Raw genomic sequence first — 12,214 nt, forward strand, 5'->3', positions numbered from 1 at the left:
AGCATAAGGCGACCCCGCAAGGGAGCGCCAGGGAAAACCCGGCCGCGCGACATCCTCATGATGAGGGAGAAGTAAACGTCGTATGGATAATTAGGGCATGGAAATATTGTTGAAGGCGGGCTATTTTCGCAGATTAAGACTCACCCGGCGCTTGATGGTCGCCATCGCCGGGGCGTTGCTGTTGTTTTACGGGGGCTTCGCCTTTTACACGCTCTCCAGTCTAAAAAAACAGGTGTACGAAGACTTCTACGCCCGCGCCGACTATCTCATGGGAATCGCCGTGCAGGCGAACGCCCAGAACATGTGGGATTTCGACCTGAGCAAAAGCAATCAGTTCGCCAAATCCCTGTCCAAAGACCCCATCGTCAGCGCCGTCATTTTTGAGGTGTATGACGCCGTTCAGAACGGCGGCAGCTTTTTTACCGGCAATATCGGCGGCATCGAAGAAGTGCGTCAGCGCTCTCCCAGCCTGGACGTGCTGGAACCGGAACGCAGTCGTTACGTATTTCGTCAGGAATGGGAAGTGGTGTGGGAAAACTCAGTCATCGGCCGCGCCTATCTGTATTTCAGCGATCGTCCCGTGCAAGCCAAACTGGAAGAACAAACCGCCAGCTTTGTGCTGGCTTTGCTGGGTTTTTTGTTTCTCTACTTATTAGCGCTTTTCTATATTTTCAGCCATTGGTTTAGTCGGCCGTTTTTAGGCATGCATCAACTGGCGGTCAGCCTGGGCGGCAGTCTGGATAAGTACCGCCGTGAGATGGAGCAGGGCGATCATAATGAGAGCGCGCTTCCAGACCTGGGAAAGCTGCTGCAGCAGAGCAATGTCGACACCCATCGGGAAGATGAGATGGGGGATTTCATCCGCGCCTTCGCCCAGGTCATGCAGGCGTTTACCGTGGTGGCGTCGGAACTGTCGCAACGTTCGCAGCATGTGAGCAAATTGAATGAAGAACTGGAGAACCGCATTCAGGAGCGCACCTGGGAGCTGAAGCGCGCCAACGCCAGCCTGCAGGAGTCGCTGGAGTCGTTGCAGGTGACCCAGTCGCAGATGGTGCAGCAGGAGAAGCTGGCGTCCCTGGGGCAATTGGCGGCGGGCGTCGCCCACGAAATCAACAACCCTATCGGTTATGTCGCCAGCAACATCAACCGGTTGAAAGAGTACTATTCCGACTTCGAAAAGCTGTTCCAGGTGGTGGAGGCGCACCATGATCGCCTGCCGATGGAAGTGGCGACGGAACTGGATCGGGTGAAGGACGAGATTGATTACGAATTTCTAAAAGAGGATTTACCCGAACTCCTGCAAGACTGCCTGGAGGGCAGTCGCCGGGTACAGGAAATCGTCGAAAACCTGAAGAACTATTCTCGTGTGGATCAGGGCGATGTTCATCTGGACTTCAATATCAACGATGTCATCACCAGTACGCTCAAACTGGTGTGGAACGAGCTGAAATATGACTGCGACGTGGAAACCGATTTGCAGAACACTGAGCTGACCTGCGGCAACCAGGGGCAGATCAATCAGGTGGTCTCCAATATTCTGGTCAACGCCAGTCACGCCATCAAAGAAACGCAACGACATGGCAAGGTGCGCATTCGCACCCACAGCGACTCGGAATGGGTGTATGCGGAAGTGTCGGATACCGGCTGCGGCATTCCCCAGGATATCGTCTGCAAGATCTTCGACCCGTTTTTCACCACCAAGCCGGTGGGCAAGGGCACCGGGCTGGGCCTGAATATTTCCTACGACATCATCGTCAATAAGCATCGTGGCGACATTAAAGTGGAGAGCCGGACAGGCGTAGGGTCGACCTTCATCATCAAATTACCGATCGCCCAGCGCAAGGCGCAGCCGGAGCGCCCTTCCTCCGCCGCCTGAGAGAAGATGCTTCCGTCGAGAAAATTAGGCCTATTGTCAGGCGGCAAATTTCCTTAGAATTCCATGCTTCATGAGAAAGCGGGAAACTCATCCGTTATGTCGCTTTCCTAATCCATACAAGAAATACCAGAGAGGGTCGCCAAAACACTGGCCGGCTCTCATTGCTTGTGACGCATGAAAATTTGAAACATCGATGTGGCTTAACAAGTAAGCACAGATAGACAACCCAATACTGACAGATAAAGAAAAGGAGACCCGTACGCATGGCGTCAGGTTCTAAAAAAGTGATTTATGCGGCCTTGATCGGCAACGCAATGGTCGCGCTCACTAAATTTGCGGCGGCGGCCTTCACCGGCAGCTCGGCGATGTTTTCCGAAGGCGTTCACTCTGTGGTGGACACCGGTAACCAGGTGTTGTTGCTGCACGGAATGAAGCGCTCCCAGCGCCCCGCGTCAGAAGACTTCCCCTTCGGACACGGTAAGGAAATCTACTTCTGGTCCTTTATCGTGGCGATCCTGATTTTCGCCCTGGGCGCAGGCATCTCCATCTATGAAGGCATTGAGCACATTCTGCATCCGCAGGTGGTGGAAAACCCGGTGGTCAACTATATCGTGCTGTCTTTGGCGATTCTTTTTGAAGGCTTCGCTTTCTTCATGGCGATCAAGGAATTCCGCAACGCCAAAGGGCAGATGGGATACGTGGAAGCGGTGCAGCGGGGCAAAGACCCCTCTATGTTTGTCGTCCTGTTCGAAGACGCCGCCGCCATGCTTGGCCTTGTGGTGGCGTTGGGCGGCATTGTGCTGGGACAGGTGACTGGCAACCCGGTTTACGATGGCGTCGCCTCGGTTATCATCGGCTGTATTCTCGGTCTGACTGCGCTGTGGTTGGCGGTGGAGACCAAAGGGCTGCTGATCGGCGAAAGCGCCAACAAGAAGGTGGTGAAAGGCATTCGTGAAATGACTCAGGCTATACCAGGCGTGGAGCACGTCAATGAAGTGCTGACCATGCACATGGGCCCTGACTTCGTACTGGTGAATATCTCGGTGGATTTCAAAGACAGCATTTCCGCTGGCGAGATTGAAACCCGCATCGCCAGCCTCGACGAACAGATCAAATCTTCCTTCCCTGAGTGCAAGCGTATTTTCGTGGAAGCGGAAAGCCGTCGTAAAAAGGCGGCTGTCGCTGCGCCGACGGTCGACGTATAACCCCATTCGATATTAACAGCGGACCCGCCTGGCTCCGCTGTTTTTCTACTTCTAACCTGTGTGTCTGTGTCTTTAAGACTCTGATATGAGGCCTTGCTGGATCAGTTTGTCTCTGGCCTCTTCCTGTATCAGCAGGCAGGCGTCAGAATCGTGCAGATTCAGGGACAAAGGCGCACGGGTCAGTTTGTTGCCGTAGCTTGACTTGCCTTCGAATAAGACGCCTTTCTCCGTGATCAGTAAATCCTCGCCGTCAAATAGAGGGCCTTGGCCGATCGCCAAAGCGCTGGGGTTTTCGAAGGCGAACCAGGGAGTGGCGTACAGCTCTGGAAAGTATTCGCGGCCCGTCGCGGGATCGGTGTATGAGGCGACATAGTGCAAGCGGCCGCTGAGAAAGCTGGTCAAAGCGACGCCGCCGCAATAAGGCATGATGTCGTCCACGATTGCGCCGGGCTCGCGCCAGAGAGTAACGCCCAGGTTAGTTTGATAAGCGCCGTTGCGGTCAGTGACCAGCGCTGGAATACCGCCTCCGGCATCAAACTGGAAGCGCTTCACGCTGTCGCCATCACTGACGAAAAGCTGATCGCCCACCACTCTGACGCCATTGGGGGAGGCAAGTCCATGCTCCCCTGCGATCCAATCCCGCTGAAACCCAGTGATTTGCGGCGTCTCGGCGGAGCCCGCTTCAGGAAACGCCAGCGTAATGCGCGACAGGCCAGAGGTAGCGAAGAAATTTTCATCCGCCACCAGCAAGGCGCCATCCGGAGCGAAGGCGACGCCATTGGGGATCGCCAGCGCATCGAAAGGGTCCTGCGTATCATCCCGGCGCGTTACGAATTCGAAGCGATAGTCGGGGTGTGTCAGATTGGCGGCCAGCAGGTGATTGTTGCGAATGACCAGCCAGCGCGTCTCTACACAGGACGTCAACACCCAGTCGCCGTGCTGCGCCATACCGGTGTAATTGCAGCTCTCCAGTTGCGGGGGCGACAGTTCCTTGGGAACGTAGACGACCTCGCCATTGGCGTCTGTGCGGACATCGATGCGGTATATGCCTTTGCCTCCGGTCACCAGTAATTGGCCGTCCGACGTAAACAGAATATTTTCTGCATCGGGAATGGCGACCAAAGTCTGTTTTTCCAGGCATCCGCCCAATAACGACGGCAGGATGGCGGCTGCGATTGCAGCGCGCCAGTTATAACGATTCATGGATTTCCTTCCTGATGATTTATTGTTGTTGGAAGGAAAATTGTCTTCGTTTAACCAAAGGCGAACATCACTCAAACGAGTGGCGCGTCCGCACTCTTAAGCCTTGCGATTCACTAGCCATACCGCCGCTTCGACCCGGGAGCGCATGCCCATCTTTTTGAGAATGTGCTTCACGTGGACTTTCACGGTGCCGTCTGAGATGTTCAGATCGCGGGCGATGACTTTGTTGCTGTGGCCCTGTGCGATGCGGGTGAGAATCTCATATTCACGGCTGGTCAGGGACGCGGAAGGATCGGCGGCTTCAACAGGTTTGCGCAGGGCGGAGGCGAGAATCTCCGTCAAGCGCTCGCTGATCGCCATTTTACCCAGCGTCACTTGTTTGATCTTTTCCAGAATATCTTCCGGCTCCATGTCCTTCAGCAGATAGCCGTCAGCGCCAGCGCGGAAACAGTTCACCACATCGGCTTCGTTATCGGACACCGTCAGCATGATGATGCGCGAGTCCACGCCGGCGGCGCGAATGGCGCGTAAGGTATCCAGGCCGTCCATGCCCTGCATGTTAAGGTCCAGCAGAATCAGATCCGGCTCCAGTTCTTTCGCCTTGGTCAGGCCTTCTTCGCCGTTTTTGGCTTCGGCGACGATATCCAGCTCATCCTCCAACTCAATCAACTGGCGGATGCCTTTGCGAAACAGGGGGTGGTCGTCCACCATCATGATCGTTGCTTTTGCGCTCATCTCAGCTTCACCTTGTCATTCTTTTCATATACATCCAGCACAGCCTGGCGTTTTTCAGCATAACACGAACCCAGGGCAGCCCCTGCGATGGCGCGATAGGGACTTGATCCATATCAGGTTTGCCAACGATGACCCTGAGCTGCGCATACCGAATACGTACCGCTTTGGCGCCGGATTTGTCTACCTCATTGGGGGTAGCGGAAGTCTTTCACAGATTCTCGAATATCGCACTAACGCTATGAAAATACAGGAAATGGCGGCGTAATTTAAAGTCACTTATGTGCGGGAAGTTAACCCGGCCCCGACTTTGAGCGCTACCCCCTCCGGAGCATTGTCGCCCCATCCATTTATAAAGATAGTTGAGCCGAAGATTATTATTCAGGCCCAACGCAGAGGTAAGGCATATGGCGGACATCACTGCTGGCTGGAATCCAGAGGACAGCGGGTTCTGGCAAAAAACAGGTAAGAAAGTAGCGAACCGGAATTTGTGGATCTCTATTCCGAGTTTGCTGTGCGGCTTCGCCGTGTGGTTGTACTGGGGCGTCATCACAGTACAGATGTTGAATCTGGGCTTTCCGTTTCAGGCGTCGGAATTGTTCACATTGATGGCGATTTCCGGTTTGACCGGCGCCACGCTGCGCATTCCCAGCAGCTTTTTTATCCGCCTGTGCGGCGGTCGTAACACGATCTTTTTTACGACGGCGCTGTTGATGATTCCAGCAGTTGGCGCAGGCATCGCCCTGCAAAGTAAAGACACGCCCCTGTGGGTGTTTCAGGTGCTGGCGTTACTGTCCGGTCTGGGCGGAGGCAACTTCGCTTCTTCGATGTCCAACATCAGCTTTTTCTTTCCCAAGAAACAGCAAGGGCTGGCGCTGGGCCTGAACGCAGGACTGGGTAACTTCGGCGTCACCACCATGCAGATACTGGTGCCGCTGTTCATGACGTTCGGCGCTTTCGGCGCGGCGGGCGGCGACCCAATGACTTTGGTCAATCCCTCCGGCACGCTGATCGGCAAGATTCCTGCCGGGTCTGAAACCTGGATTCAAAACGCAGGCTTTGTGTGGCTGCTGTTCCTGGTTCCACTGGCGTTCGCCGGCTGGTTCGGCATGAACAATATTCGCACCGATGAAGTGTCGCCGGATATTGGCGGGCCTGTCGGCTCCTTCTCCAAGATCACCTTCATGCTGCTGATCGGCTTCCTGACTTCCATCGCCGGACTTTGGCTGATGTTGCCCGAGTCCGCCAATGGCGCAGGGTGGGGCATCCCTAAAGAACTGGTATTGGTGGCCGTCATCGCCGCTACGGTGTTCTTGCTCAAGTTATTGCCAGGGCAGATCCGCACAAGTCTGAATCGTCAGTATCGTATCTTCGGCAACCGTCACACCTGGGTGATGAGCGTTATCTACACGATGACCTTCGGCAGCTTCATTGGCTATGCGGCGGCGTTTCCGCTGGCGATCAAAGTGATCTTTGGTTACAGCCATGTGATGGTGGACGGGGTGATGACTCATAACACCGTTAATCCCAACGGTCCCAGCGCACTCATGTACGCCTGGATGGGCCCCTTCATCGGCGCGCTGATTCGTCCGGTAGGTGGTTGGATTTCCGATAAATTCGGCGGCGCGCTGGTTACTCAGATCTGCTCTCTGGTGATGGTGGTGTGCGCCCTGGCGGTCGCCTATTACATGAGCGCAGCCTATAACTCCGCAACCCCTGAAGAGTTCTTTGCGCCTTTCTTTATCCTGTTCCTGGCGCTGTTCGCGGCCTCTGGTATCGGCAACGGCTCCACTTTCCGCACCATCGCCATGGTGTTCCCGAAAGAGCAGGCGGGCCCTGTACTGGGCTGGACATCTGCGGTGGCGGCCTACGGCGCTTTTTACATTCCCCAGGTGTTCGGCGAGCAGATCAAAGCCGCCACACCGGAATACGCGCTGATCGGTTTTGCGGTGTTCTACGCGGTATGCGTTCTGGTGAACTGGTTTTTCTATCTGCGGAAGGGGGCTGAGTTCTATAACCCTTGATTCCCGAGTCACTCCTGCGGAGTGGAGTTCCGTCCCGTCGTTCACGCAGCTGGGACGGAACTTGATCTTGGCGCGCCTTAGGGCGCGCTTTTTTATTGCGCTGAGGCAGGTTGCGGCAGATAAGCGTCAGCTTTTGAGCAGCTGGTTCAGATCCTTGGCGATCATATCGGAGCTGAGATCATCCCTCAGCAACAGGCGGGCCTTGCCGTCCGCGTCGAACACGAATGCGGCGGAGCTGTGGGAGACCTCATAGGCGCCAGTCTCATCGGGCTTGCCATAACCGAACGCTACACGGTAACGCTTGGTGAGAGTCTGTAGCGCGTCCATATCGCCGGTAAGGCCGATAAACTCGGAGCCGAAGGCGTCGGTATAGGCCTTGAGCTGTTCCGGCGCGTCTCTTTTAGGATCGACGCTGACAAACAGGATATTGATGCGCTGCTGTTCGGCGGCGTCCAGTTTACTCAACGCGGATTTCAGTCTGGCGAGGGTGGTGGGGCAGATATCCGGACAGTAGGTGTAACCGAAAAACAGGATGTTGTACTTGCCTGAGAAATCTTTCTCGGACACCGGTATGGCGTTTTCGCTCTGCAGGGAAAACTTCAGCTCCGGCAGCATGCCGCCGATATCGGTCCCTGACCACTCCAATGGTTCCTGACTACAGGCGCTGGTCAGCGTCATTACGATTGCGATAAAAACGAGGCGTATCGCCGTCACGAAGGGATCTCCTTAACTGTCTTTGTTAGTTCAAGCCGCGCTGCTGAGAGCGCCAGGGCTGCGGACGCTCGCCAAATCCTGGCGTCGGATATAGGACAACATCACCAAAATAGCGATAGCGCTCATCATCGCAGGTGGAATCCAGGTGATCACGCCGCCCACCATTTGGTCCGCCGCCGGCGCGATGGGAAAGGCGCGTCCGCAGATGGCGTAGATATCGTACAGGGTGGATTCCGACAGCGTAATATACGCGCCCAGCAGAATCTGGGGCACCATAATGGCCAATAAAATGATGATGCGCCAGCCGAAGGAAGGGCCTTGCTGGGGCGAAGGGTTGAGAATCAGCCACCAGAACAACAGTCCATCCAGAAACATACTCCAGTTCATCAAATGATAGAGCTTCAAGTCCAGCATGGCGTAAAAGTGTATGGACGGCGTTAGCCAGAAAAAGATGATGCCGACGAACAAGAAAGCGGCCAGGGGAGGAAACTGCAGTATCCGGTAGCCACCCACAATCAGCCACGCGCCGGGAAGGGCGCCCCAGTTGACGTCGCGCAAGCGTTGCGGCAAACCCGCCGCCAGCACTGACCAGGGCGCCGCCAGAGCGATAAAGAACGGTCCTAGATGATGCAGCACCAGATGCTGCAGGCGGTGCGCGAAAAACAGATATTGGGCGTAGTAATCAAATCGTGTGTGCAGAACAGCGTAGGTAATCGCCACGCCGACAAAGAATGACAGAGAGCGGGCGAAACCGACAGAATGACCCGTTGCACGCAATCTGCGCAAGCCGCGTATGTACAGCGTGACAGTGACCAGGGAAACTAAAACGACCGAAGGGTAAAATTCCCAGGGCGCGAGAACGGTAATCCATGTCGGAGCACTATCGGGCATGAGCGACCTTTCCGTTACACCGCCGCGTTAACGTGAGAGCGGTGGTGATTTAAGTTATTGTTATTCAATTCTGTTCGACAGATTCCCTGTTTTACCAGTCGCCACGAGAAATGACAATAACCGCCGCGCGGTGAAAAATACGGTACGCGCCGGCGAAATAACGATCTATATGACAGGAGTAAGTTTTGGGCGGTAACGCATTGAAAGATTACGGAGCGCAGCGCTTGTCCGTCGGGGACGCTTTGCGCATAGGCGAGAAGGCGCGTCATGCGATTCAGGCATTGCAGTGTCATGACGGCGCGCCAGTGCGTGCGGAGATAGTCACTGCGTACAGGAAGAAAGAGACCTACGGCGACATTGATATTGTGGTCAGCGAAAGCGTTAAGCGCGATCTTGGCAATACTTTTATAGCCGAGTTACTGGGTAACGTATTGGGTGATGGTCAACCGCTGCCGTTTATCGCCAATGGCGGTGTGGCCAGTTTTGGCGCTCCGTTGGAGCAGGGAGGCGTGTTTCAGGTGGACCTGTTGTATACGCCCGCGTGTCAGTTCGATTTCGCATTAAGTTACTTTTCCTGGAACGACGCTGGTAATCTGATTGGTCGCGTCGCCCACAAAATGGGAATGAAGTTCGGCCACAATGGTTTATGGCTGCCTTTTCGAGACGGGGACTATTTGTTTACCGAAGTGCTGGTGACGCGGGATTTCGACAAGGCCGTCCGCTTCTTGGGGTTTGATATCGCTCGCTGGAAGCAGGGCTTTGACGACTTGACTCAGTTATATCAGTTTATTTCAGCCTCCAAATACTTCGACAAAAACATCTATTTGCTGGAAAACCGCAGTCACAATGCTCGCGTCCGCGACGCCAAGCGGCCGACTTATACGGGCTTCCTCAACTGGCTGCGTGAGGCTTATACGGGCGAAGACTTTAAAGACTGGCCGGCGAGTAAAACCGCTTGGCTGCCGCAGATCTTCGCCGAGTTTCCTGAGGCGGAAGCCGCCTGGGGGGATGCTGAAGCGGATCTGGCCCGCCAGCGTGAGATCAAGCGTAAGTTTAATGGCGAACTGGTCAGCGGGTTGTCAGGCCTGACAGGGACGGAGCTAGGAGCCTTGATGCAGCAGATCCGTCATAGTTTTGAGGATAAGAAAGCCTTTGATTCGTTCATATTGAGCGCCTCGGAAAGCGAAGTCGAAGCACTTGTGGTTGCGCAAAAGCGCGTATTGGATGGGAAGGAATAGAAGGGCGAGATCCAGTGAGAGAGGCGACGAAGTGACCGTCGCCTTTGCATCAGACTTACAGGTGCAGACCGCACTCGGTCTTTTCTTTACCCTGCCAGCGTCCCGCGCGTTCTTCCCCTTTACGGGTGCAGTGCTCGCAGCCGATTGAGGAGTAACCTTCACTCACAAGCGGATGGAAGGGCAGGTTGTGGTCGCGAATATACGCGTCGCGCTCTTCTCTGGTGACATCAATCATCGGATTGAATTTGATAATGCCGCGGCGCTCTTCAAATATCTGCAGGCCAGCGCGATGCTCGGTCTGCCAGCTCATCAGGCTGGACACCCATACGTCGTAGTTTTCTTTCACTTCTTCCAGCGGCTGAACCTTGTTGACGGTGCAGCACAGGTCGGGGTCGGTTTCCCACAGGCGTTCGCTGACCGAATAAGCATGATGATGCCTGTCCGGTTTTACATCCTCCACATTCAACCCATACAAACGGGTGAGGTAATCCCTGTACTCCAGGGTTTCCTTGAAGTGGAACTGAGTATCAATGAAGTGAATTCTCTGCGAAGGCCGCATGCGCGAAATAATATGTAAGAAATAAGCGGACGTGGCGGCGAACGAAGACGTCACCAGCACCTTCTCCGGTGCGAAATCCTGATACAGGCGACGGATACGCGCTTCAAAATCAAGCGGGGCATAGGAGGCGTTCAAATCGGCGATGGCTTCGTAAGAAAGCCCTGCGCTATTGTCGCCTATGCGGGTTATCAGTTGCGCGCTGTTCATGAATCGGTCATCTCCAGACTACGGGTCATCAAGTCACGGAATTCATGATACGGAACGAACATAAAATTTAAAGTAATAAAAAATTCTATTGTTATGCGTTTTTGTTAATGCATGTGAGGAAGGGGGAGTTGTTTCTGGGAGCATTTGGCGGAAGGGAAGCTCTCAGTTAAAAAACTTCCTGGCCGCCTATTAACAGAAAAGCCGCCTGGAGGCGGCTTACGGCTTAGCTTTCGATAGATGGCTCAACTGTATTGGTCTGTTGAATCTTTTGCTCCAGCGTGTGAAAGCTGCAGATGAGTTTTATCACGTAAACGAGGTAGGCGATGCTTAGCCCCAGCAAGATTAGTGACAGCAGCCCCATGAAGATGACGGTCGCTTTGTCCGGATATCTGACGGTTACTGATATCAGGGTGATGAAAAGCCATCCGCACAGCAGGCTGACGAAGACATAGCGTACCCGGTCCGCCAGCTGCGCCTCGCGAGCATTGACGTCCCCCAAAGCTCCTTTGACGGTTTGCGCCCAGCGGCTGAGGCTGCTGCACAGCCAGAAAATATTGAATACCGGAATCGCCATCAACCAGGCCATGTATTTGGGCGAATGGGGGCGTTTGGATTCAGGAATCACCCGCCACTGGACGTATGTCATCAACATCAGTGAAACCAGTGAATAAGTGGTGGCGAACAGGTAAGTGATCAGGACGTAGATCAGCTCGTCACTTGCGCCGTACATGAACGAGGACTTTTTCGAGAAAGCCAGAATGCTGGTGTATACGCTCATGACGCTGGCTGCGGCGAGGAGGGTAAGAGTAAATCCACCCAATGCCTTGGTGGAGTCTCTAAGTCTGTCCACTCTTTCCTTTTTGAAAAGCAGAAAGCCGATGAGAGTGATCATCATTCCTTGTTGAAGACCCCCACCAATCGCTGAATACAAGCCGAAAATGAACCTGTCGTCGCTCGTATCCAAATAAAAAGTGAAGGGAAATAGCAAGTAATAAAGTGCGCTTGCAATCAAACATACCGCCAAGGTGACGACCAGCGCGCTGCTGCTGCGGAAGTAGCGCAGTAGAATGATGGCGGCGAGGCTGTTAAAGGTAATTGGGAAAAGATTCTGCGCCAGAATATTGGCGAACTCCACGAATGTCATATCCATAATGGCGGGCTATTCTATAGCTAATAGGTTTCTTGATGATAGCCGGCGAGGATATACGATAGCGTTTTTAAAATAAAATTTCGCAAGCATGCCATAGATTTGTGAAAAGAAATCGGGGCGTAGACAAATCAGTGAAGAGATAAGAGTGGGGGAGTTTAGAAAGGCGGGGTCCAGAAAAACAAAAAGCGCAATATCCATATTGCGCCTTTTCCATTTGATGCTTCCTTTTGCCGGTTCCTGCGGCTCTTTTGCTATCCTTGCTGCAGTCCTTTGCGGGCTTTCCTTGCCGCGTTTTCGCATCCGTTGTGGCTATATTAGCCATGGCTTGGTAGGGAGGATAGACGACATATCTGCATTGTTTGTAGGATATTTCGCACACCCTGGCGTCCCGCCTGTTCATCCTTCAATCCTTCAT

At 54.1% G+C, this 12,214-nt stretch carries 10 protein-coding genes; 4 read left to right on the plus strand and 6 right to left on the minus strand.

Going from position 1 to position 12,214, the window contains the following annotated elements; translation table 11 throughout:
• Positions 1–97: 97 nt before the first annotated feature.
• Together EUZ85_RS14490 and EUZ85_RS14495 are read left to right on the plus strand one after the other, a co-directional pair.
• Complete coding sequence (locus EUZ85_RS14490; protein ID WP_127969959.1) at positions 98–1,876, plus strand: ATP-binding protein; 1,779 nt, start codon at positions 98–100, stop codon at positions 1,874–1,876.
• A 263-nt stretch (positions 1,877–2,139) separates the two neighbouring features.
• A complete protein-coding gene (locus EUZ85_RS14495) occupies positions 2,140–3,081 on the plus strand; it encodes a cation diffusion facilitator family transporter (RefSeq protein WP_127969960.1) in 942 nt (313 codons plus the stop codon).
• Between the two features lie 72 nt (positions 3,082–3,153).
• Here the strand turns inward: EUZ85_RS14495 and EUZ85_RS14500 are convergent, their stop codons facing one another.
• Both EUZ85_RS14500 and narL read right to left on the minus strand, forming a co-directional pair.
• Positions 3,154–4,284, minus strand: a complete 1,131-nt coding sequence (locus EUZ85_RS14500) for a hypothetical protein (RefSeq protein ID WP_127969961.1) — start codon at positions 4,282–4,284, stop codon at positions 3,154–3,156.
• A 96-nt stretch (positions 4,285–4,380) separates the two neighbouring features.
• Positions 4,381–5,019, minus strand: coding sequence for a two-component system response regulator NarL (narL, locus tag EUZ85_RS14505; protein ID WP_127969962.1), 639 nt, complete (start codon positions 5,017–5,019; stop codon positions 4,381–4,383).
• Positions 5,020–5,423: 404 nt separating this feature from the next.
• Between narL and EUZ85_RS14510 the strand changes: the two genes are divergently transcribed.
• Positions 5,424–7,040 (plus strand): MFS transporter, encoded by a 1,617-nt coding sequence (locus EUZ85_RS14510; RefSeq protein WP_127969963.1) that lies wholly within the window; start codon positions 5,424–5,426, stop codon positions 7,038–7,040.
• 126 nt (positions 7,041–7,166) lie between these two features.
• Here EUZ85_RS14510 and EUZ85_RS14515 read toward each other — a convergent pair whose 3' ends face one another.
• Positions 7,167–7,754: an SCO family protein gene (locus tag EUZ85_RS14515; protein ID WP_127969964.1), complete on the minus strand. Its 588-nt coding sequence runs from the start codon at positions 7,752–7,754 to the stop codon at positions 7,167–7,169.
• A 30-nt stretch (positions 7,755–7,784) separates the two neighbouring features.
• Positions 7,785–8,645, minus strand: a complete 861-nt coding sequence (locus tag EUZ85_RS14520; protein WP_127969965.1) for a cytochrome c oxidase assembly protein — start codon at positions 8,643–8,645, stop codon at positions 7,785–7,787.
• A 185-nt stretch (positions 8,646–8,830) separates the two neighbouring features.
• Between EUZ85_RS14520 and EUZ85_RS14525 the strand changes: the two genes are divergently transcribed.
• Positions 8,831–9,883 carry a hypothetical protein gene (locus tag EUZ85_RS14525; RefSeq protein WP_127969966.1) on the plus strand — a complete coding sequence of 351 codons (1,053 nt, stop codon included), beginning with the start codon at positions 8,831–8,833 and terminating at the stop codon, positions 9,881–9,883.
• 55 nt (positions 9,884–9,938) lie between these two features.
• Here EUZ85_RS14525 and EUZ85_RS14530 read toward each other — a convergent pair whose 3' ends face one another.
• Both EUZ85_RS14530 and EUZ85_RS14535 read right to left on the minus strand, forming a co-directional pair.
• Positions 9,939–10,649: a phosphoadenylyl-sulfate reductase gene (locus EUZ85_RS14530; protein WP_127969967.1), complete on the minus strand. Its 711-nt coding sequence runs from the start codon at positions 10,647–10,649 to the stop codon at positions 9,939–9,941.
• A 223-nt stretch (positions 10,650–10,872) separates the two neighbouring features.
• Positions 10,873–11,799: a hypothetical protein gene (locus EUZ85_RS14535; protein ID WP_127969968.1), complete on the minus strand. Its 927-nt coding sequence runs from the start codon at positions 11,797–11,799 to the stop codon at positions 10,873–10,875.
• Positions 11,800–12,214 lie beyond the last annotated feature (415 nt).

This window comes from Hahella sp. KA22 (assembly GCF_004135205.1).
Classification (GTDB): domain Bacteria; phylum Pseudomonadota; class Gammaproteobacteria; order Pseudomonadales; family Oleiphilaceae; genus Hahella.